This is a genomic window from Elioraea tepida (assembly GCF_019203965.1).
Taxonomy (GTDB): domain Bacteria; phylum Pseudomonadota; class Alphaproteobacteria; order Acetobacterales; family Acetobacteraceae; genus Elioraea_A; species Elioraea_A tepida.
Genome location: NZ_CP076448.1, coordinates 316,464 through 337,421, shown reverse-complemented (window position 1 = coordinate 337,421; position 20,958 = coordinate 316,464). Strand labels below are relative to the sequence as shown.

The window sequence follows — 20,958 nt, the reverse complement described above, 5'->3', positions numbered from 1 at the left end:
TTGGCGGAGGGGATGGGATTCGAACCCACGGTACGGGTTAACCCCGTACAACAGTTTAGCAAACTGCCGCCTTAAGCCGCTCGGCCACCCCTCCGCCCAGAGCGGTGCATACACGGCATATGCGAGGGCGCTTCTAGCCGCCCACCCCCCTCACGTCAACGAACCCCCACCCGCGACGCCTTCGCCGGCCGCGGTGCGCTGCGTCCATCGCTCGACGAGCCGCCACGCGACCGCAAGAAGCACAGGGCCGAGGAACAGCCCAAGGAACCCGAACGCGAGAAGACCGCCGATCACGCCGAGAACGATCAGCAGGAACGGCAGCTTCGCGCCGCGGCTGATCAACCACGGGCGGACCACATTGTCGGTCGAGCTCACCGCGACACCGCCCCAGATCAGCATGAGCAGGCCCCAGCCCGGCTCGCCTTCCGCGAACAGCCAGGCAGCGGCCGAGGCCCAGAGGATCGGCGCACCGATCTGAACGATCGAGAGCAGGACGGTCATGAACCCGGGCACCGCGGCGCCCGGAACCCCCGCGATCATGAACCCTCTCCAGGCGAGCACGCCCTGCAGGATCCCGGTGCCGATCAGCCCCCACACCACGCCCCGCACCGTATCGCCGGTGAGGTCGAGAAGCTCGAGGGCACGGTCGCTGCCGACACGCTCCGCCACGCGCCTCAGGCGTTCGATCAGCGCCTCGCCGTCACGATAGAGGAAGAACGCAACGAGCAGCGCGAACAGGAGCTGCAACAACCCCTCGCCGACCGAGACGGCGAAGGCGAGCGCGAGCCGCCCGAGCGTTCAGGCGTAAGGCTCGATGAGCGCACGCAGCGCCTCCCCTCCTTCCGCCACAGCCGGCGCGACCTCCGCCCAGATCCCGTCGATCACGCCGCCGACGAACGGCAGGCCCGCGAGCCACTCAGGCGGCTCGGCAGGGAGAGAGGCGGCGATCCGTCGCCCGACATCGCCTGCCGCTGCGAGGTTGGCGGCAAGCCCGTGCACCACGAGCGCGAGCGGCACCACGAGGACGAGACGAGGACGAGCGCCGCAAGGGTCACCATCGCCGCCGCGGCCCAGGCGCGGCCGAGCCGAGGGGCGAGCCACGCCTGGCCGAACCACGTCGCGCGCACGAGCACGCCGGCAAGCAGGATCGGGGTGATGAACGGCTCGAGGATCAGCGCGCAGGCAACGGCAAGCGCGCCGATCAGGGCGACGGCGACGCCCCCTCAGCGCCGAGCGTGCGCGCATCGACGCCCCGCTCCTCGGCGCCTTGCCCGGCTCGCGCGCTCAGGCCGCAACGGGGTGGCGCATCGGCACGGCGAAGCCGCGCGTCACGGTAGGCCGCGCCATCATCCTCTCGTACCACGCCTTGACGTTCGGCACCGTTGCAAGATCGACCCGATGCCGCTCATGCCGCCAGGCCCAGCCGAGGATCGCGAAGTCGGCGATCGAGGGCTCGCCTTCGGTGGCGACGAACTCGCGCCCCTCAAGGCGCCGGTCGAGCACGCCGTAGAGCCGGTTCGTCTCCTTCTGGAAACGCTCGAGCGGGTGGGCGCGCGCCGCCTCGTCCTGGACAAGGAGATAGGCATGCACCTGGCCCGGAATCGGGCCGAAGCCGCCTACCTGCCACATCAGCCATTCCCAGACGGGGATACGCGCCTCAAGATCGCGCGGCAGGAAGCGCCCGGTCTTCTCGGCGAGGTAGAGCAGGATCGCGCCGCTCTCGAACACGCTGACGGGCCGCCCGTTCGGGCCCTCGGGGTCGACGATCGCCGGGATCTTGTTGTTCGGGCTGATCTTCAGGAAGTTGGGATGGAACTGTTCGCCCTTCGTGATGTCCACCACGTGCACGCGGTAGGGCAGGCCCATCTCCTCGAGCGCGACGCTGATCTCGCGCCCGTTCGGCGTGTCGAAGCTGTAGAGGTCGATCATGGTTCTCGCCGCATGGCTGCAGGGCGGACGCTAGAGGAACGCACGCGGCGGGGAAACCGCCTCAGGCCGCCCGCTCGGCCGGTGCGAGGGCCTCGAGAGCGGCGAGGAAGCGCCGCGCCCAGTCGGCGGCGCTGTTGGTCGCGATCACGGCATGGTCGGCGGCCCAGCGGGCGCGACGCTCCGGAAGATCCATCCGCAGAGCGGCATCGAGCCCCTCGGCGATCTCGTCCGGGTCGTGCGGATTGACCTGGATCGCGCCCCGAAGCTCCTCGGCTGCTCCGGCGAAGCGCGACAGCACGAGCACGCCCGGGTCCTCCGGGTTCTGCGCTGCGACATATTCCTTGGCGACGAGGTTCATGCCGTCGCGCAGCGGCGTGACGAGGCCGACGCGGGCGAGCCGGTGGAAGCCTGCGAGCGTGGCGCGCGGCACCGCGCGCGTCATCCAGCGGATCGGGATCCAGTCGATCTCGCCCCATTCGCCGTTGATCCGGCCAGCAAGCTCGTCGAGCTCCCGCCGCAGGGCGCGGTACAGCGCCACCTCGTTCCGGCTCACCGGCGCCACCTGGAGGAAGGTCACGCGGCGTCGATGCTCCGGAAAGCGCCGCAACAGCGCCGCGTAGCCGCGGAAGCGCTGCGGCAGGCCTTTGGAGTAGTCGAGGCGGTCCACCCCGAGGATCAGCGCCCGCCCGCCGAGGCTCGCGGCAAGCCGGCGCGCCTCGGGCGAGCCGACGGCCCGGGCCGCCTCGCGCGCGAAGGACGCCGCATCCACGCCGACGGGGAAGGCGGCGACCGGAACCGACGCGCCGATGCCAGCGAGAGACGCGGCGAGATGTTCGGCATCCGCCCGGGTCTGCGTGCCGATGAGATCGTAGGCGCCGAGGTCGGCGAGCAGACGCCCGGCCTGCGGCAGCGCCTCGAACAGCGAGGGCGGCGGGAACGGCACGTGCAGGAAGAAGCCGATCCGCTGGCGGCAGCCGGCGGCCCGCAGCGCAGCGGCGAAGGGGAAGAGGTGGAAATCGTGCACCCAGACGCGATCGTCGGGCCGCAACAGCGGCGCGAGCAGGGAGGCGAAGCGCGCGTTGACGGCGCGCCAGGTCTCGTGGTCGTCACGGCGGAACTCGGCAAGCCCCATGCGCCAGTGCAACAGCGGCCAGAGCGTTGCGTTGGCGAAACTGGCATAATAGCCGCGCCTCTCGGCCTCCGTCAGGTGCACGGTGGCGTAGCTCGTGCTGCCGTGGGTGACGAAGGAGGGCGGCGAGGGCTCGGGCGCCGTCTCGCCGGACCAGCCGAACCATAACACCTCCTGCCCAGGCAACGCCTCGGCGAGCGCCACCGCGAGGCCGCCCGGCTGCGTCCCGCCGCGTGGCCGCGGCAGGGGCACGCGGTTCGACACGATCACCAGGCGCGCCAAAATCCCTCCTCCCAGCTCCGCGACAGACGCATCGCAGACAGGATCAGCCCGACCTGGCTGTAGGTCTGCGGGAAGTTGCCCCAGAGCCGCCCGGTCCGCGGATCGACGTCCTCCGACAGAAGGCCGACATGGTTGCGCAAGGCGAGGATCCGCTCGAACAGCGCCCTCGCCTGCTCGCTGCGGCCGATCGCGGCGAGCGCATCGATGAGCCAGAAGCTGCAGGCGAGGAAGGCGGTCTCGGGCACGCCGAAATCATCCGGAGCGGCGTAGCGGAGCAGGAGCCCGTCCCGCGCAAGCTCGCGTTCGATCGCCTCGACGGTGGCGACGAAGCGCGGGTCGGTCGGCGGCAGAAGGCCGAGCTCCGGCAACAGCAGCAGGGCAGCGTCGAGACCGTCACCGTCGAGGCTCTCGACGAAGCTCTTGCGGCTCTCGCTCCAGGCACGTGCGAGGATCGCATCGCGGATCGGTGCGGCGAGACCGCGCAGCCGGTCCGCCTCGCGGTGCTCGCCGAGGCGCTGAGCGACTCGCGCGAGGCGATAGACGGCCGCCCAGCACATCGCCGCGGAGAAGGTGTGCACCCTCACCCGGCCCCGATACTCCCAGATCCCCGCATCCGGCGTCAGCGCCTCGCGCGCCGCGACGTCGGCAAGCGGCAGGAGCTGGCGGAACAACCCAGCGTCCCCCGGATTGGGCAGGCGCTCATCGAAGAACATCTGCGCCGCGGCGAGCACAACGCTTCCCCAGGCATCGTTCTGGCGCTGGTCGGCCGCGGCGTTGCCGATCCGGACCGGCCGGTGGTGCAGGAACCCGGCGAGTGCCGGCGCCTCCTCCTCCGTCATCGGCACGTTCGGCACGAGCGGATAGACGGGGCGAAGCCGCTCAGGCGTCTCGTCCATCACCGCGACGGTGAGATAGCGGATGAACTGCTCCATGGTGCGCGTCGCGCCGAGGCGGTTGAGCGCCTGGACGGTGAACCAGGCATCGCGCAGCCAGCAGAAGCGATAGTCCCAGGTGCGTGCCGTGCCCGGGGCTTCGGGGATCGAGGTGGTCAGGGCCGCGACGATGCCGCCCGTGTCGTCATGGGCGCACATCTTCAGCGTGATCGCGGCGCGGATCACCGCCTCCTGCCAGTCGAACGGCACCGAGAGCAGCCTGACCCACTCCTGCCAGTAGGCCGTCGTCTCCTCCTCGAACTGACGCGCGATCCGCGCCGGCGGCTCGGGCTCGGGCTCGTCGGCGCCGAGGATGAGCGCGAGGGGGCGGTCGAGCGCGAAGGCGGTTTCGTGGGCGATGAAGCCGACCGGCGCATCGGTGGTGCAGCGCAGCGCTTCCCCCGGACCGAGCCAGCGCAGATGGTTCGAGCCGGTGCGCAGCGTCGGTGCCTCGGCTCCCCAGGCAAAGCGCGGGCGTATGCGCAGCCGGATGCGCGGCCGGCCGGCGATCGGCTCGATCCGGCGCACGAGCATCTGCGGGCGGAACATCCGGCCGAAGCGGGGAAAGCGCGGCACCGTGTCGGTAATCCTGAGCGCGTTGCCTGCCCCGTCGGCGAGCTCGGTCTCGACCACGGCGGTGTTGCGCCGGTACCGCTGATGCGCCGTGACGCGCCCCTCGAGCGCCACCTCCATGAGCCCGGCCTCGGGGTTCGTGCCGTCGAGGAGGGCGCAGAAGATCGGGTCAGCATCGAGCCGTGGCCAGCACATCCAGACGACCCGGCCCGTAGGCTCGATCAGAGCGGCGACCGTGCCATTGCCGGCGACCGCGAGATCAAGCGGCTGGGGCATGGCCCGCCTCCCTCGCCACGGCAGCAAGCCAGGCACGCACGGCGCCGGGATCACGGAAGCTCTCGCCGACCCGGTAGCCATGGCCGCCGCGGGCGCGCGCTTCCGCCAGCGCGTCCTCGTCCGTCACATCGTCGCCGATCGCGATCGGGACGCGCCCGGCGAAGGGCGGTTGGTCAAGCAGCGCCGCGAGCGCCGCCCCCTTGTGCACCCCTCGGGGAAGGACCTCGACCGCCATGTGCGCGTGCAGAAGGCGGAAGCGCCGGTCCTCGGCCACAAGGGCGGCGAGGGCGTCGCGCAACTCTGGCAGGGCGCCCGGGCAGGCGCGGGCGTGCAGGGCGAAGCCGAAGGGCTTGCGCTCGACCAGAGCGCCCGGATGGCGCGCGGCGAGCCTCGTCGCCAGCTCGAGCCAGCGGTCGGGGCAGCACGGAGCGGCGGCGGGCTCGGCCGGGCCATCGGGCCGGCGGCGGAGTTCGGCTCCGTGGCAGCCGGCAGCGGCCAGGCGAAGCGGCGCGAGCCAGCGATCGAGATCAGAGATCGGCCGCCCCGAGAGGAGCGCCGTCGCCCCGCCTGTCGCCTGCGCGAGATCGCCGAGCAGTCGCGACAGCCCAAGCGGCACGACGATCGCGTCAGGGCGAGGCGCGATCTCGACAAGTGTGCCGTCGAAATCGAGAAACACGGCGATCCGCCGCGCAATCCCGCGTGGCGGAACCGGAACGACACCCGACATGCGCGAGGTCTAGCCCAAACTTGGGCGACGTACGACCCACCTCACGCCATCGTGAGATGGCATCTTGTCATTCGCGAATACTTCGGCCGCCTAGCCGAGACTCTTCTTGAGCACCTCGTTGACCAGGGCGGGATTGCCCTTGCCCTGCATCACCTTCATCACCTGGCCGACGAAATAGCCGAACAGCTTCTCTTTCCCTGCGCGATACTCGGCCACCTTGTCCTGGTTGCGCGCGAGCACCTCCGCCACCGCAGCCTCGATCGCGCCAGGGTCGGTCACCTGCCTGAGCCCCCTCGCGTCGACGATGGCGACCGGGTCCTCTCCCGTCTCGACCATCGCCTCGAACACTTCCTTGGCGATCCGGCCGTTGATCGTCGAATCGGCGATCAGATCGAGGAGACGCCCCAGCGCCTCGGCGGAGACGGGGCTCGTCTCGATCGTGCAGCCGGTTCGGTTCAGCGCGGCGAAGAGGTCCCCCATCACCCAGTTGGCGGCGAGCTTGCCGTCCCGCCCCTTGGCGACCGCCTCGTAGTAGTCGGCCGTGGCCCGTTCGGCGACGAGCACACGCGCCTCGTAGGCGGAAAGGCCGTACTCCCTGATGAACCGCGCCGCCTTCGCGTCAGGGAGTTCGGGCAGGCTCGCCTTGAGGCTCTCCACCCAGCCCGGGTCGAGAACGAGCGGCAGCAGGTCGGGGTCGGGGAAGTAGCGGTAGTCGTGCGCATGCTCCTTCGACCGCATCGGCCGGGTGACGCCGCGGGCGCTGTCGAAGAGGCGCGTCTCCTGCTCGACCGTTCCCCCCTCCTCCCAGATGGCGATCTGGCGTCGCGCCTCCGCCTCGACCGCCTGCATCACGAAGCGGATCGAGTTGACGTTCTTGACCTCGCAGCGCGTGCGGAAGCCTTCGCCCGGGCGCCGGACGGAGACGTTCACGTCCGCCCGGAGCGAGCCCTCCTCCATGTTGCCGTCGCAGGTGCCCAAGTAGCGGAGGATCTGGCGCAGCTTCGTGAGATAGGCGCCGGCTTCTTCAGGCGAGCGTATGTCCGGCTCCGAGACGATCTCCATCAGCGCCACGCCAGCGCGGTTGAGGTCGATCCAGCTCTTCGTCGGGTGCTGGTCGTGCAGCGACTTGCCGGCGTCCTGTTCGAGATGAAGCCGGGTGATGCCGATCGGCTTCGTGCTGCCGTCGGGGAGGTCGATCATGATCGTGCCTCGGCCGACGATCGGCTTTTCGTACTGGCTGATCTGGTAGCCTGCGGGAAGGTCGGCGTAGAAATAGTTCTTCCGGTCGAACCGGCTCTCGAGATTGATCGTCGCATTGAGGCCGAGGCCCGTGCGCACGGCCTGGGCGACGCATTCGCGGTTGAGAACCGGGAGCATGCCCGGGAAAGCAGCGTCAACGAAGCTCACCTGCGAGTTCGGCTCGGCGCCGAAGGCGGTGGCCGCCCCCGAGAACAGTTTCGCCTTCGAGATCACCTGCGCGTGCACTTCGAGGCCGACCACGACCTCCCACGCGCCCGTCGCCCCCTGGATGGTGTACCCCATGCTCACGCCCCCGCCCTGATCGGCGGCACCGCATCGAACCCGGCGGCGTCCTCGAGAGCGGCGGCCACACGGAACACCGTCTCCTCGTCGAACGCCCGCCCGATCACCTGAAGCCCCAAGGGCAGCCCCTCCGAATCGAGCCCCGCCGGCACCGAGATCGCGGGAAGCCCGGCGAGATTCGCGGTCACGGTGAACACGTCGTTAAGATACATCGTCACCGGGTCGTCCTGCTTCTCGCCGATCGCGAAGGCGGAGGTCGGGGTGGCCGGTGTCAGGATCGCATCCACCTCCTGCCACGCCGCGTCGAAGTCGCGCGCGATCAGCGCCCTCACCTTCTGCGCCTTGAGGTAGTAGGCGTCGTAGTATCCGGCGGAGAGCACGTAGGTGCCGATCATGATCCGCCGCCGCACCTCGGCGCCGAAGCCCGCGCCGCGCGTCGCCTCGTAGAGCTCGTCGAGGCTATCGGCAGGCACGCGCAGCCCGAACCGCACCCCGTCATACCGCGCGAGGTTCGACGACGCCTCCGCAGGCGCGATGATGTAATAGGCCGGAAGAGCGTATTTCGTGTGCGGCAGGGAGAGCTCGTGGATCGAACAGCCTGCCTCCCTGAGCCAAGCGATGCCCTGGTCCCAGAGCGCGATGATCTCTGGGGCGAGGCCATCGAGGCGATACTCCTTCGGCACGCCGATCCTGAGCCCCCTCACGCTTTGGCCCACCGCGGCGGCGAAGTCGGGCACCGGAACGTCGGCCGAGGTGCTGTCCTTCGGGTCGAACCCCGCCATCGAGCGCAGAAGGATCGCGCAGTCCTTCACCGTTCGCGCCATCGGCCCCGCCTGGTCAAGCGAGGAGGCGAAGGCGACGATCCCCCAGCGCGAGCAGCGCCCATAGGTCGGCTTGATGCCGACCGTTCCCGTGAAAGCCGCCGGCTGGCGTATCGAGCCTCCCGTGTCCGTCGCGGTAGCGCCAAGGCAGAGCCGCGCTGCCACCGCCGCCGCCGATCCGCCCGAGGAGCCGCCCGGCACGAGATCGCGGTTATCGCCGCGCCGCCTCCAGGGGTTGATCACATGCCCATAGGCCGAGGTGGTGTTGGACGAGCCCATCGCGAATTCGTCGAGATTGGTCTTGCCGAGGCAGACCGCCCCATCGCGCCAGAGATTGGCCGTCACGGTGCTCTCGTAGGGCGGAACGAAGCGGCCGAGAATTCGGCTCGCCGCCGTGGTTTGGATGCCTGCGGTACAGAAGAGATCCTTGATCGCGACCGGAATGCCCTCGAGCGGGCGTGCCTCCCCACGCGCCAGGCGCTCGTCCGAACGCCTCGCATCCGCCAAGGCGCGCTCGGGCGTCGTGAGGATGAAGGCGTTGAGAGAGGCTAGGCGCTCGATCGCCTCGAGATGCGCCCGCGCAAGTTCGGTGGCGGAGATCTTCCGCGCCGCGAGCGCCTCCGCGGCCTCGGCGAGCGTGAGGTCGGTCAGCGAGGCCATCACTCGACCACCTTCGGCACGGCGAAGAACGCTCCATCGGGGCCGATGCGCTCTGGCGCATTGGCGAGGATCTTTTCGCGGATATTGCCGTCGTCGACCACGTCCTCGCGCATCCGGAGCGTCATCCGCCCCACACCCGAGAGCGGGGCCACACCCTCGGTGTCGACCTCGTTGAGCTGATCGATCCAGGCGAGGATGCCGTTGAGCTCTCCCTCAAGCGTCGCCGCCTCCTCATCGGAGAGGCGTATCCGGGCGAGGCTTGCGATGCGTCGGATCGTGTCGGCGTCGAGCGACATGCGCCGGGAACTCCTCGGTGGCTTCGGGGGTGCGCGCGGGTGCGAGGGTGGTAGCATCGGCCGATGACGCTTGCCAATCTGGCCGCCTTGCGCGCGTCCCTGCCGCGGGGAAGCCGGCTGATCGGGCTCGACCTCGGCGCGCGCACGATCGGGGTTGCGCTGTCCGACGTGTCTCTGATGGTGGCAAGCCCCTACGGCACGTTGAGGCGCGACAAGCTCGCGCGGAATGCGGCCGAAGTGGCGGCGATCGCGGCGAAGGAGGGAGCGGGCGGGGTCGTCGTCGGCCATCCGCTGTCGATGGACGGCGTGGCAGGACCTGCCGCCCAAGGGACGCGCGACTGGGCGATGGCGCTCGCGCGCGCGACGGGGCTGCCGGTCGCTCTCTGGGACGAGCGGCTCTCCACGGCGGCGGTGAACCGGATGCTGATCGGCGAGGCGGACCTCACGCGCGCCCGCCGCGCCCGCGTCGTGCACAAGGCGGCGGCGGCCTGGATGCTCCAGGCGGCGCTCGACGCGACGCGGAGATGAGCCGGCCCGTGAGCACCTCACCGGCTCGCGCAGCGGCAGGCGGGAGGAGGCGAGATCGGCAGCGCGGTTGGCGCGGCTCCGGAGCGCTTGACGGAGCTGACGCGCGCGCGTTCCCTCCTCACCCGCTGCGGAGCTCAGGGAGGGCGCCTTGAACGGATTCGGGCAGATGGCCGGCAGGCGGCGACACCTCCTCGGCATCGCTGGGCTCGACCCCGCCCAGATACGCGCCGCTCTCGACCTCGCTGAGACCTACATCTCTCTCAACCGCAAGGGGGGCCCGCGCGACGTCCTGCGCGGCAGAACCCTCGTCAACCTGTTCTTCGAGAACTCCACGCGCACGCGCACGAGCTTCGAACTCGCCGGCAAGCGGCTCGGGGCGGACATCGTCAACATGTCCACCTCAGGCTCCTCGGTCGCGAAGGGGGAGACGCTGCTCGATACGGCGATGACGCTGAATGCGATGCACATCGACGTTCTCGTGGTGCGTCATGACCAGTCGGGGGCGGCGGCGCTTCTCGCGCAGAAGCTCGACGCGGCGGTGATCAATGCCGGAGACGGCACCCACGAGCACCCGACCCAGGCTCTGCTCGATGCCGTCACGATCCGGCGCCACAAGGGAACGCTCGAGAACCTCACCGTGGCGATCTGCGGCGACGTGCTGCACTCGCGAGTCGCACGCTCCAACATCCTCCTGCTCACCACCATGGGCTCGCGCGTTCGGATCATCGCCCCCCCCACCCTGATCCCTGCTGGCGTGGCGGCGCTGGGCGTGGAGGTGTTCACCGACATGGATGCCGGCCTCGAGGGGGCGGACATCGTGATGATGCTCAGGTTGCAGAAGGAGCGCATGGGGCGCGCCTTCGTGCCCTCGGCGCGGGAGTATTTCCGCTTCTACGGGCTCGATGCGGCGAAGCTCGCGCGCGCCAAGCCGGATGCGCTCGTGATGCACCCGGGGCCGATGAACCGCGGCGTCGAGATCGCCTCGGCCGTGGCCGACGACCTCCAGCACAGCGTGATCCAGGAGCAGGTGGAGATGGGGGTGGCGGTGCGCATGGCGGTGCTCGACCTTCTCACGCGCGAGGCGAGAGGAAACGCGTGACGGGCGGCGCATGACCACCCTCGCCTTCACCGGCGCCCGGATCGTCGACCCCGCCTCAGGTCATGACGGGCCGGGCGTTCTCGTCGTCCGCGACGGGGTGATCGAGGGCATACGATCCGATGTCCCCTCCGGGGCCGAGCGAATCGCGTGCGATGGTGCGGTGCTTGCCCCTGGCCTTGTCGACATCCGCGTGGGCTTGCGCGAACCAGGCGAGGAGCACAAGGAGAGCCTCGCCGGCCTCGCCGCCTCGGCCGCTGCCGGCGGCGTCACCACGCTGATGGCCCTCCCCGACACTGACCCGCCGCTCGACGAACCCGCTCTCGTGCAGTTCGTCGCCCGGCGCGCCGCCGCCTTCGGCTCGGTCACGGTCCTGCCCTGCGCCGCCGCAACCAAGGGCTGCGCGGGGCGCGAGCTCGCCGAGATGGGGCTGCTCAAGGAGGCGGGAGCGGTCGCCTTCGGGGATGGGCGCCGCGCGATCGCCGAGGCGCGGACCATGCGGCTCGCGCTTGCCTATGCCCGCGGCTTCGGGGCGATGATCGTCCAGCACCCGGAGGAGCCCTCGCTCGCCTCGGGGGGTGCGATGAACGAGGGAGAGCTCGCGACCCGCCTTGGCCTTCCCGGCATCCCTGCCGCGGCGGAGGCGCTGATGGTCGCGCGCGACCTCCGCCTCGCCGAGCTGACGGGGGGGCACATTCATTTCGGCCACGTCTCCACGGCAGAGGCGATCGGGCTGATCCGGCAGGCGAAGGCGCGCGGCGTGCGCGTTAGCTGCGACACCGCCCCGCCCTATTTCGATCTGAACGAGACGGCGGTCGGCGGCTGGCGCACCTATGCCAAGCTCTCGCCGCCGCTGCGGGCGGAGGAGGACCGCCAGGCGGTCGTCGCGGCACTTGCCGACGGCACGATCGACGCGATCGCCTCCGACCACCAGCCGCAGGACACGGACGCCAAGCGCCTCCCCTTCGCTCAGGCCGAGCCCGGGGGGGCGGGGCTCGAGACGCTGCTTTCCGTCACGCTTGGGCTGGTGCACGGGGGCGCACTGACTCTGCCCGCGGCGCTCGCGCTTCTCACCTGCCGCCCCGCCGATCTTCTCGGCCTTCCCGTCGGCCGGCTCAGCCCAGGGGCGCCGGCGGATCTCGTCCTGTTCGACCCCGACCGCGCCTGGCAGGTGCGCGAGGAGTCGCTCGTCGGTGCCCGCAACTCCCCCTTCGACGGCCGCCCGATGCAGGGCAGGGTGCTCGGCACCTGGAAGGCGGGCGTGCGGGTGTTCGGCTGAGGGGGGATGGTGAGCCTCGCTCTCGCTGCCCTGCTCGGGGCGCTGCTCGGCTCGATCCCGTTCGGCCTCATCCTCACCCGTGCGGCAGGGCTCGGTGACATCCGCACGATCGGCTCGGGGAACATCGGGGCGACCAACGTCCTGCGCACCGGGCGGAAGGACCTCGCCGCCGCCACGCTCGTGCTCGATGCCGGAAAGGGGGCGGCGGCGGTGCTGCTCGCGGGCGTGCTGTGGAACCCGGCCGCTGCCGCAGCAGCCGGGGTCGGCGCGGTTTTGGGCCACCTCTTTACCCCGTGGCTGGGCTTCCAGGGAGGCAAGGGGGTGGCGACGGGGCTCGGCACCCTGCTCGCGCTCGCCTTTCCGGCCGGCCTTGGCGCCTGCGCGGTCTGGCTCGCCACAGCGGCGGTGACGCGGATCTCCTCGGCCTCGGCTCTCGCCGCCTTCCTGCTTGCGCCCGCCCTGGCCTGGGGCTTCGGCGGCACCACGCCCGCGCTTGCGCTGCTCGTGATCTCCGCCCTCGTGATCTGGCGTCACCAGGGCAACATCCGGCGCCTGCTCGACGGAACCGAGCCGAGGATCGGACGACGAAGCAGCGGGAGCGACGCATGAACGAGGCGGAGCGTCTCGCACGCCTTCGTCTCGCCCGGGCGGAAGGGATCGGGCCGGCGGCGGTGCGCGCCCTCATCGCCCGCGCCGGCAGCGCCGAAGCCGCGATCGCCGACCTGCCCCGCCTTGCCGGCGGCCGTCCGGTCGCCCTGCCGGCCGAGGAGGCGATCCGGCGCGAGGAGGAGTCGCTCGCCCGGTTCGGCGCTGCGTTCCTCCTCGACACCGACCCTCTCTACCCCGAGACCCTTGCCGCCCTTCCCGACGCGCCGCTTGCTCTTGCCGTCGCCGGCGATCCGGCGCTCCTGTCGCGCCGGTCGGTCGCGATCGTCGGCGCGCGCAACGCCTCCGCCGGGGCGCGGGTGATTGCCGAGCGGCTTGCGCGTGAGCTTGTCGAGAGCGGGCTTGCGATCGTCTCCGGCCTCGCGCGCGGTGTGGACACGGCGGCGCACGAGGGGGCGCTCGCGGCAGGCGGGGTGACGATCGCCGCTGTCGCAGGCGGGCTCGACCGTCCCTACCCGTCGCAGAACGCCGCGCTCCAGGCGCGGATCGCCGAAACCGGTGCGGTGGTGGCCGAAGCGCCGCTGGGCACCGCGGCGATGGCCAAGCTGTTCCCGCGCCGAAACCGGATCGTCGCCGGCCTCGCCCGCGGTGTGGTGGTCGTCGAGGCGGCGCTGAAGTCGGGCAGCCTGATCACCGCGAGGCTTGCGGTCGAGGCCGGCCGCGAGCTGTTCGCCGTTCCCGGCTCGCCGCTCGACCCGCGCGCGCGCGGCTCGAACGACCTCCTCCGCCAGGGAGCGACCCTGGTCGAGACGGCGGAGGACGTGCTGGCCGCCCTGCCCTCGGGGCCGATCGCCCCGCCGCCTTCTCGCCACGCCGCGCCCTTGCCCGGCTTCCTAGAGGAGCAGGAGCCGGCGGGGATCGACCCCGAGGAGCTCGACGTGGAGACCGATGACGAGGTCGCCCTGGCGCGGCGCCATCTCGTCACCCTGCTCTCTCCCGCTCCCGTCTCGGTTGACGAAGTGCTCCGCCGCTGCCCATGTAGCGCCGCTGCGGTCAATGCCGCCCTCTCCGATCTCGACCTCGAGGGGCGCCTCGACCGCCTGCCGGGAAACCGCGTGGCGCTCAAGCGCGCCTGACCTCGCGCCCCGGCTACGTGCCGCCCCGGCAGGGCGCTAGGGTGAGAAGGATGGACGTCGTCGTCGTCGAATCACCGGCCAAGGCCAAGACGATCAACACTTATCTTGGTCGCGACTTCACCGTTGTCGCCTCCTACGGCCATGTCCGCGACCTCCCCGCACGGGACGGCTCGGTCCGCCCCGAGGAGGGGTTCGCGATGGACTGGGAGGCGGACGAGCGGGGCGAGAAACAGCTTCGCGCCATCGCAGCCGCGTTGAAAGGAGCCAAACGCCTCTACCTCGCCACCGACCCCGACCGGGAGGGGGAGGCGATCTCCTGGCATGTGCGCGAGATGCTCGCCGCACGCCGTGCGCTGAAAGGCATCGAGGTGCGGCGGATCACCTTCAACGAGATCACGCGCAAGGCGGTGAAGGCGGCGCTCGAGCATCCGCGCGATCTCGATGCCGACCTGATCGACGCCTACCTCGCCCGCCGGGCGCTCGACTATCTCTTCGGCTTCACCCTCTCGCCGGTGCTCTGGCGCAAGCTTCCCGGAAGCCGGAGCGCGGGCCGCGTCCAGTCGGTCGCGCTCAGGCTGATCTGCGAGCGGGAGGCGGAGATCGAGGCCTTCCGCCCGCGCGAGTACTGGACGATCGAGGGCGCCTTCCTTACCGAGCGCGCGGCTCCGTTCACAGCGCGCCTCGCCTCCCTCGACGGTCGGAAGCTCGGCCAGTTCGACATTCCCGACGAGGCCGCCGCGCGGGCGATCGTGTCGCGGGTCGAGGCGGCGCGCTGGCGCATCGCCAAGGTCGAGACGAAACGGGTCCGGCGCAACCCGCCCCCGCCCTTCACCACCTCGACACTGCAGCAGGAGGCCGCCCGCAAGCTCGGCTTCTCCGCCACCCGCACGATGCGGACCGCACAGCAACTCTACGAAGGCGTCGAGATCGAGCGAGAAACCGTTGGTCTCATTACATATATGCGAACCGATGGGGTTCAGATGGCGGCTGAAGCGGTGGCCGCGATCCGCGCCCATGTCGCCGCTACCTCGGGCCGTGATTACCTCCCCGACACCCCGCGGCTCTATACCTCCCGTGCGAAGAATGCCCAGGAAGCCCATGAGGCCATTCGCCCGACCGACGTCACCCGAACGCCCGAGGCGGTGGCCCACGCTCTCACCGACGACCAGCGGCGGCTCTATGAGCTGATCTGGAAGCGGGCCGTGGCGAGCCAGATGGCCTCGGCCGAGCTCGACCAGACGGCGGTGGACATCGCCTCCGAGGATGGTCGGATCGGTTTTCGCGCAACCGGCTCCGTCATCGTCTTCGATGGGTTTCTCAAGCTCTACCGGGAGGACCGTGACGAAGCGCCGGGGCCCGAGTCCGAGGACGAGGACGGGCGCCTCTTGCCGCCCATGGCGGAGAGAGAACGGTCGCAGCTGAAGTCGGTCACGCCTCTGCAGCACTTCACCCAGCCGCCGCCGCGCTACACCGAGGCGTCGCTCGTGAAGAAGCTCGAGGAGCTCGGAATCGGCCGGCCGTCCACCTACGCGTCGATCCTGCAGGTGCTGCAGGATCGCCAGTATGTCCGGCTCGAGGCGCGACGCTTCGTGCCGGAGGATCGCGGACGGCTCGTCACCGCCTTCCTCGTCGGCTTCTTCGAGCACTATGTGGCCTATGACTTCACCGCCGCCCTCGAGGAGCAGCTCGATGACATCTCTGGCGGCCGCGCTGCCTGGCGAGAGGTCCTCGGCGCGTTCTGGCGCGACTTCGTCAAGGCCGTCGAGAGCACCAAGGAGCTCAGGATCTCCGACGTCGCCGAGGCGCTCGACCGCGAACTCGGCCCGCATCTCTTCCCCGACCGGCCCGACGGGTCCGACCCGCGTGCCTGCCCGCGCTGCGGCACCGGTCGTCTCGGGCTGCGGATCGGCGGCGCGACCGGGGCGTTCATCGGCTGCTCGAACTATCCCGAGTGCCGCTACACCCGGAACGTCGGCGGCAACCCGGCCGCGGGGGCAGACGATGTTCGGGTGCTCGGCCGCGATCCGGAGACGGGGGAGCTTGTGACGCTCCGGCCGGGGCCATACGGCCCCTATGTCCAGCTCGGCGAGGCCCCGCCCGCCGAGGCTTACGCATCGGAAGGGCGGAGGGGCGCGAAGAAGGGGGCGAAGGGCAAGGGTGGGCCGAAGCCGAAGCGCGCCTCGCTGCCGAAGGGGATGGACCCTGCCTCGGTGACGCTCGAGACGGCGCTCGGCCTGTTGTCCCTGCCGCGGCTCGTGGGCATCCACCCCGAACGGCAGGAGCCGATCTATGCCGGGATCGGCCAGTTCGGGCCCTATGTCAGGCTCGGTCCCGTCTACGCCAGTCTCGAGCGTGACGATGACGTGCTCAGCATTGGGCTCAATCGCGCGGTCGTGCTGCTCGCGAAGAAGCTCGACAGCGTGAAGCTGCTCGGCACCCATCCGAAGGGCGGCGAGGTGACGCTTCGCCGCGGCCGCTTCGGCCCCTATGTCCAACACGGGACGCTGGTGGCGAACCTTCCGAAAGGGATGGCGATCGAGGAGGTCGGGCTCGACGAAGCCGTGTCTCTGCTCGCCGAGAAAGGCAAGCCGCTCGCAGGGGGCGGCGGGCGCAGCAAGGCGACGTCGGCCAGGCCCGCGGCCGCGAAGCCGGCGGGTCGCCGGCCGGCGCGCCGCGCCACGGCGGGGTGAACGTCGGCAGCCGGGACGCAACGGGGGCGCCGGCGCCTTCGGTCCGGCCTCGAAACCGCAAGAGCGCTGCACCACACTGAGCGGCAGGACATGCCTTCGCGAGTCGCCGTGGCCATCACCGCACCTTTCGCGACCAGTCTCGCCGCCGCGCTCTTCGCGGCCGCCGAGGCCTTGGCGGTTCCGGCCGCGGCGAACGGGAACGCGGCGACCGACGCGGCGGTGTTCGCCGCCGCGCTCGCCGCACTCCAATCGCGCCACATCGAGCCTCAGCGCCCGGGCGAGCGCATGGTTGCGGGGCTGCGTGGACTGCGTTCCGCCGACCCAGCGCTCGAGGTGACGGCCTCGCGCGGACGGCTCGAGGTCAGGATCGGGTCCGGCGCTCCGTTCGCGCTCACGCTCTCGCCGGACGCCGACGCCACGTCCTGGGGCCGGGCAGGCGCCCAGGCCGTTGCGGCGGCCACCGCGGCGTCGCAGCGGCTCGGCGCTCTCGATCCCGAGCGTCGGCGCGGCCTCGTGCTCGCGGAACTGGCCGCCGGCCTCGACCCCTATACCCGCCACGTTCCCGCTCGCGAAGCGGAGGCCTTGCGCGCCGCGCGCATAGGCACGGGCAGCCTTGGCCTCACGCTGCAGCCCGAGGCGGGCGGCGCCCGCGTCGCGCGGCTGGAGCCGGAAGGGCCCGCCTGGCGTGCCGGACTCGCCCTCGGTGACCGAGTGGTCGAGATCGACGGCGTCACGACCCGTGGCCTCGATCCGGAGGCGCTGGCAAAAGCGCTGGCGGGCGAACCGGGAACGCCGGTCGTCCTCTCGGTGTCACGGCATGGCGGGGCGCCGCGGCGTCTCGTCATCGTCCGTGCCGCCACCGTCGCCCAGACGGCGCGGCTCGCCTGGACGGCGGAGGTGCCGGTGATCGCCGTCACCGCCTTCAGCCGCGACACCGATCAGGCAGTGGCGCGGCTTGTGTCGGGGCTCGCCGCGCGCACGCCGAGGCCGCAGGCGCTGATCCTCGATTTGAGGGGCAATCGCGGCGGGCTGTTGCCGCAGGCGGTGGGCGTGGCCGATGTGTTCCTCGCCGGAGGCGAGGTGGTTCACCAGCGCGGCCGCCATCCGGAGGCCTCGCGCACCTGGCTCGCTGGCGGTGCCGATCTCGCGGAAGGGATGCAGGTCGTCGTGCTCGTCGATGGCGGCACCGCCTCGGCGGCCGAGGCTGTCGCGGCGTCGCTTCAGGATCTCGGTCGGGCCTGGATCGTCGGTTCCGCGACGCGGGGCAAGGGGCTGATCCAGCTCGTCCACCCTCTGCCCGATGGCAGCGAACTCCACATCAGCTGGTCGCGGCTGTTGCGTCGGGACGGGCAGCCGCTTCAGGATCGCGGTGTGGTGCCCCACCTCTGCACGAGCCGCGGCGACGGGCTCGCGCGCGCGGCGGCGTCACGTCTTCTCGCCGCGACCGGACCGGACAGGGCGCCCTTCTCGGCCCTTGCGGAGGCGTTGGGCGATCGCGAGTCCTGCCCGCCGGCGGTGGGCAGCGCGCTTGACATCCATGCCGCTCTGTGGCTGTTGCGGCCACGCGCGGCGGCGGCGTTGGAGGCCGGCGACAGCCACCTGCGCTGATCCTGTTCGGCCTTGCCGGGCCTGGATCGGAGCGAGGTGCCGAACGCGACGTCGGGCACGCGTAACGCCCGCGCACCGGCGGCGCACTGGGTCGGAAGGATCTGACGATGGCGAAGTCGAATACCGTGCTGATCAAGCTCGTGAGCACCGCCGATACCGGCTACTATTACGTGACCAAGAAGAACGCACGCTCGAGCACCGGAAAGCTCGAACTCAAGAAATACGACCCGGTCGCGCGCAAGCACGTCGTCTTCCGCGAGGCGAAGATCAAATAAGGAGCGCGTGCGGAGGACGGGCCGGCCGCCCACCGCACAGTCGCACCATCGCCCGGTCGTCAGTCGGAGCGAGCTCCGTCATGAGCTGTGCGCCCGGCGTTCGGCCCTTGGCCGGGTGACGCGGCAGCGTCTTGAACAGCGAGAAGGAGTTTCGCGCTGCAGTCGCCGCCTTGCCCGCCCCGCCTGACGTTCGGCTTTGCTCGACCCTCGTCGACCCAAAGCGGGTCTGACCAAGCGCCATGGCGACACCCGTCGTTTCGGGCGGGCCGGAGACGCCGGGGGTGTTCGGGGAGGCGACGACGTCTCGCCATCACGAGCGAGAGGCCGGTCAGGCGACGCTCGCGCTCACGCCTCGGCCGCCTCTCCCTCGCCCGGGAGGGCCACGACCCGGTTCCTGCCACCCCGCTTGGCTTCATAGAGGGCGGCATCGGCCAGCTGAAGCAGGTGCTCATCCGGGGCATCCCCGGCGAAATCCGTCGGCGTCGCGAGCGTCGCCACCCCGATCGAGGCGGTGAGCGGCAGGAGCGCCTGGTCTGCTCCTGGGCGGAAGGACACCGAGGCGATGGCCCGACGCAGCCGCTCGGCCGCCACCAACGCGTCCGCCTGGCTCGCGCCCGGCATGATCACGACGAACTCCTCGCCGCCGTAGCGCGCGACCGTGTCGAACAGCCGCACATTGCTGCGGATGCACCCGGCGACGAGCCTGAGCGCGGCGTCGCCCGCCGGATGCCCGAACTGGTCGTTGATCCGCTTGAAGTGGTCGAGGTCGATCATCAGTACCGAGACCGCGCCGCCCGCCGAGCGCACGGAGGCGACCAGCGAGCGGAGGTGGCCGCGCAGATAACGCTGGTTGTGCAGGCCGGTCAGCGGATCGGTCAGGGCGAGCGAGATCGAGTAGGCAAGGTCGGCGCGCAGCCTGTCCTGGTAGAGCTTGCGGCGTATCTGGTTGCGCGCGCGCACGCGGAGCTCGTTCGGGTCGATCGGGGCGAGGATGTAGTCGTTCGCGCCGAGCTCGAAGGCCCGGTGAAGAAGGGTTCGATGCTGCTCCTCAGCGACGAGGAGAAGCGGCACCTCGCGCGTCGCGGTGTCGGCGCGGAGCCGCGAGGCGAAGCGAAGCGGGTCATCGCCGCCGCCGAGTAGGCTCACGATCACGAGATCGGCAGGGCTGCGGACCAGCCAATCCCAGCCGCCGGAGACCTCCCGTGCCGCCGACGTCTCGATCCCCTCTGCCGCGAGAGCCTCGGCGATCCGGGCCACGAGGTCGTCGTCATCGGCGATCACGAGGCCGCGCGCCCCGCGCACGGAGGGTGGCAGCGCGCCCGAGCCGACACCGAGCTGGTGCGTCGTCTCCGCCCGCAGCCGCCACTCGTCGAGCAAGCGCTTGAGCCGCACGAGCGAACGGACGCGCGCGATCAGCGTCTCGTCATCGACCGGCTTGGTCAGGAAGTCGTCCGCCCCCGCCTCGAGGCCGCGAACGCGCTCGGCGATCTCCGAAAGCGCCGTGACCATCACCACCGGAATGTGCTCGGTCTCGCGTTCCGCCTTCAGGCGCCGGCACACCTCGTAGCCGTCGATCCCGGGCATCATGACGTCGAGGAGGATCACATCGGGGCCCCACGCGCGGGCAGCCTCGAGCGCGCGCTGGCCGTCCTGCACAGCCAGCACCTCGTAGTATTCGGCGGTGAGCTTGGCCTCCAGGAGAAGGAGGTTCGCCGCCACGTCGTCGACGACCAGGATTCGGGCACTCATGAGGGGATGATCCGAGCAGAAGAATAACGGATCGTGCCCATGCCGCACCCGAAAACCCGCGCCATCGGCAACCAGGACCCGAAACCGTCATCGAACCGAGATGGACGCGTCATCGTTTCCAGGCTTCGAGGGAGAGCCTACCCCTTCTTCCCCTTCGACCCCGGACTGGTCACCTCCATGCTGCACGCCGACGCGCACACCTCCAGCTCGCCCTCCTCCTCCCCGCTTTCCCGCACGCTCCTGTTCCTTCGCCGCTGGGCCGCCGACCCGCTCGCCATGGGCTCGATCGTTCCCTCCTCTCCGGCGCTCGGGCGTCTCGTCGCGGCGGCGGCACGGCGGATCGCCGCCGGCGGGCCGGTCGTCGAGCTCGGTGCCGGAACAGGCGCGATCACGAGCGCCCTGCTCGAGGCGGGCATCCCCCCGGCGCGGTTGACCGTCGTCGAGATCGTGCCGGAGATGGCAGAAGTGCTGGCCGCCACCTTTCCGGGCGTAACCGTGATCTGCGGCGATGCCTGGAACCTGTCCGAGCTGATCTGCCCCGACCTGCTCGGCCGGATAGGCGCCGTCGTGTGCGGAATCCCGCTCGTCCTTCTGCCGAAGCCGCGGCAGCAGGCGCTGATCGAGTGCATCGGCGCCGTGGCGGCCCCGGGGCGCGGCTTCCTGCACTACACCTATTGCATCACCTCGCCGCTCGACCGCAACGCCCTCGGCCTCGAGGGACGGCGCCTCGCCTGGACGCCGCTCAACCTTCCCCCCGCCTCGGTGTGGCACTATCTAATGCGTGGGGCTTGATCTGCGTCATCGCCTCAACGGCACGCCTCTCT

Annotated in this window: 18 protein-coding genes, 1 tRNA gene and 1 pseudogene; 9 read left to right on the top strand and 11 right to left on the bottom strand. The window is 70.9% G+C overall.

Annotated elements, in window-relative coordinates; genetic code table 11:
* Nucleotide 1 precedes the first annotated feature (1 nt).
* The 10 genes and pseudogenes from KO353_RS01625 to gatC all read right to left on the bottom strand — a co-directional run bounded on the left by KO353_RS01625 (nucleotide 2) and on the right by gatC (nucleotide 9,167).
* Nucleotides 2-94: transfer RNA gene (locus KO353_RS01625), tRNA-Ser, on the bottom strand.
* Nucleotides 95-150: 56 nt separating this feature from the next.
* A pseudogene (locus tag KO353_RS01620) lies at nucleotides 151-768 on the bottom strand (AI-2E family transporter); the annotation flags it as partial.
* Between the two features lie 30 nt (nucleotides 769-798).
* Nucleotides 799-1,017 (bottom strand): hypothetical protein, encoded by a 219-nt coding sequence (locus tag KO353_RS01615; RefSeq protein ID WP_218286041.1) that lies wholly within the window; start codon nucleotides 1,015-1,017, stop codon nucleotides 799-801.
* Between the two features lie 267 nt (nucleotides 1,018-1,284).
* Nucleotides 1,285-1,929, bottom strand: a complete 645-nt coding sequence (locus KO353_RS01610) for a glutathione S-transferase family protein (protein ID WP_218286040.1) — start codon at nucleotides 1,927-1,929, stop codon at nucleotides 1,285-1,287.
* 61 nt (nucleotides 1,930-1,990) lie between these two features.
* The gene (locus KO353_RS01605; protein WP_218286039.1) at nucleotides 1,991-3,340 is read right to left on the bottom strand and encodes an alpha,alpha-trehalose-phosphate synthase (UDP-forming); all 1,350 of its coding nucleotides are present in this window, start codon (nucleotides 3,338-3,340) and stop codon (nucleotides 1,991-1,993) included.
* Nucleotides 3,325-5,121: a glycoside hydrolase family 15 protein gene (locus KO353_RS01600; RefSeq protein ID WP_218286038.1), complete on the bottom strand. Its 1,797-nt coding sequence runs from the start codon at nucleotides 5,119-5,121 to the stop codon at nucleotides 3,325-3,327. Before KO353_RS01600 ends, KO353_RS01605 begins: the two co-directional genes overlap by 16 nt.
* Entirely contained in the window at nucleotides 5,105-5,848 is a 744-nt protein-coding gene (gene otsB, locus KO353_RS01595) for a trehalose-phosphatase (protein ID WP_218286037.1), read from the bottom strand. The genes KO353_RS01600 and otsB overlap by 17 nt, the downstream gene beginning before the upstream one ends.
* A 90-nt stretch (nucleotides 5,849-5,938) precedes the next feature.
* Nucleotides 5,939-7,390, bottom strand: coding sequence for an Asp-tRNA(Asn)/Glu-tRNA(Gln) amidotransferase subunit GatB (gene gatB / locus KO353_RS01590; protein ID WP_218287219.1), 1,452 nt, complete (start codon nucleotides 7,388-7,390; stop codon nucleotides 5,939-5,941).
* A gap of 2 nt (nucleotides 7,391-7,392) precedes the next feature.
* Nucleotides 7,393-8,871: an Asp-tRNA(Asn)/Glu-tRNA(Gln) amidotransferase subunit GatA gene (gene gatA, locus KO353_RS01585; RefSeq protein WP_218286036.1), complete on the bottom strand. Its 1,479-nt coding sequence runs from the start codon at nucleotides 8,869-8,871 to the stop codon at nucleotides 7,393-7,395.
* Complete coding sequence (gatC, locus tag KO353_RS01580) at nucleotides 8,871-9,167, bottom strand: Asp-tRNA(Asn)/Glu-tRNA(Gln) amidotransferase subunit GatC (RefSeq protein WP_218286035.1); 297 nt, start codon at nucleotides 9,165-9,167, stop codon at nucleotides 8,871-8,873. The genes gatA and gatC overlap by 1 nt, the downstream gene beginning before the upstream one ends.
* 63 nt (nucleotides 9,168-9,230) lie before the next feature.
* Here gatC and ruvX point away from each other — a divergent pair, with 63 nt between their 5' ends.
* The 8 genes from ruvX (at nucleotide 9,231) to rpmG (ending at nucleotide 18,385) form a co-directional block, all read left to right on the top strand.
* The gene (ruvX, locus tag KO353_RS01575; protein WP_218286034.1) at nucleotides 9,231-9,695 is read left to right on the top strand and encodes a Holliday junction resolvase RuvX; all 465 of its coding nucleotides are present in this window, start codon (nucleotides 9,231-9,233) and stop codon (nucleotides 9,693-9,695) included.
* Between the two features lie 166 nt (nucleotides 9,696-9,861).
* Entirely contained in the window at nucleotides 9,862-10,794 is a 933-nt protein-coding gene (locus KO353_RS01570) for an aspartate carbamoyltransferase catalytic subunit (protein ID WP_218287218.1), read from the top strand.
* 10 nt (nucleotides 10,795-10,804) lie between these two features.
* Complete coding sequence (pyrC, locus tag KO353_RS01565; protein WP_218286033.1) at nucleotides 10,805-12,070, top strand: dihydroorotase; 1,266 nt, start codon at nucleotides 10,805-10,807, stop codon at nucleotides 12,068-12,070.
* Between the two features lie 6 nt (nucleotides 12,071-12,076).
* Nucleotides 12,077-12,679 (top strand): glycerol-3-phosphate 1-O-acyltransferase PlsY, encoded by a 603-nt coding sequence (gene plsY, locus KO353_RS01560; RefSeq protein ID WP_218286032.1) that lies wholly within the window; start codon nucleotides 12,077-12,079, stop codon nucleotides 12,677-12,679.
* Entirely contained in the window at nucleotides 12,676-13,812 is a 1,137-nt protein-coding gene (gene dprA / locus KO353_RS01555; protein WP_218286031.1) for a DNA-processing protein DprA, read from the top strand. Before plsY ends, dprA begins: the two co-directional genes overlap by 4 nt.
* 50 nt (nucleotides 13,813-13,862) lie before the next feature.
* The gene (gene topA / locus KO353_RS01550; RefSeq protein ID WP_218286030.1) at nucleotides 13,863-16,502 is read left to right on the top strand and encodes a type I DNA topoisomerase; all 2,640 of its coding nucleotides are present in this window, start codon (nucleotides 13,863-13,865) and stop codon (nucleotides 16,500-16,502) included.
* A gap of 90 nt (nucleotides 16,503-16,592) precedes the next feature.
* A complete protein-coding gene (locus KO353_RS01545; RefSeq protein ID WP_218286029.1) occupies nucleotides 16,593-18,110 on the top strand; it encodes a S41 family peptidase in 1,518 nt (505 codons plus the stop codon).
* A gap of 107 nt (nucleotides 18,111-18,217) precedes the next feature.
* Complete coding sequence (gene rpmG / locus KO353_RS01540) at nucleotides 18,218-18,385, top strand: 50S ribosomal protein L33 (protein ID WP_218286028.1); 168 nt, start codon at nucleotides 18,218-18,220, stop codon at nucleotides 18,383-18,385.
* A 345-nt stretch (nucleotides 18,386-18,730) separates the two neighbouring features.
* Here the strand turns inward: rpmG and KO353_RS01535 are convergent, their stop codons facing one another.
* Entirely contained in the window at nucleotides 18,731-20,134 is a 1,404-nt protein-coding gene (locus tag KO353_RS01535) for a PleD family two-component system response regulator (protein WP_218286027.1), read from the bottom strand.
* 177 nt (nucleotides 20,135-20,311) lie between these two features.
* Between KO353_RS01535 and KO353_RS01530 the strand changes: the two genes are divergently transcribed.
* Entirely contained in the window at nucleotides 20,312-20,926 is a 615-nt protein-coding gene (locus KO353_RS01530; RefSeq protein ID WP_218286026.1) for a class I SAM-dependent methyltransferase, read from the top strand.
* The last annotated feature ends 32 nt before the right edge of the window (nucleotides 20,927-20,958 follow it).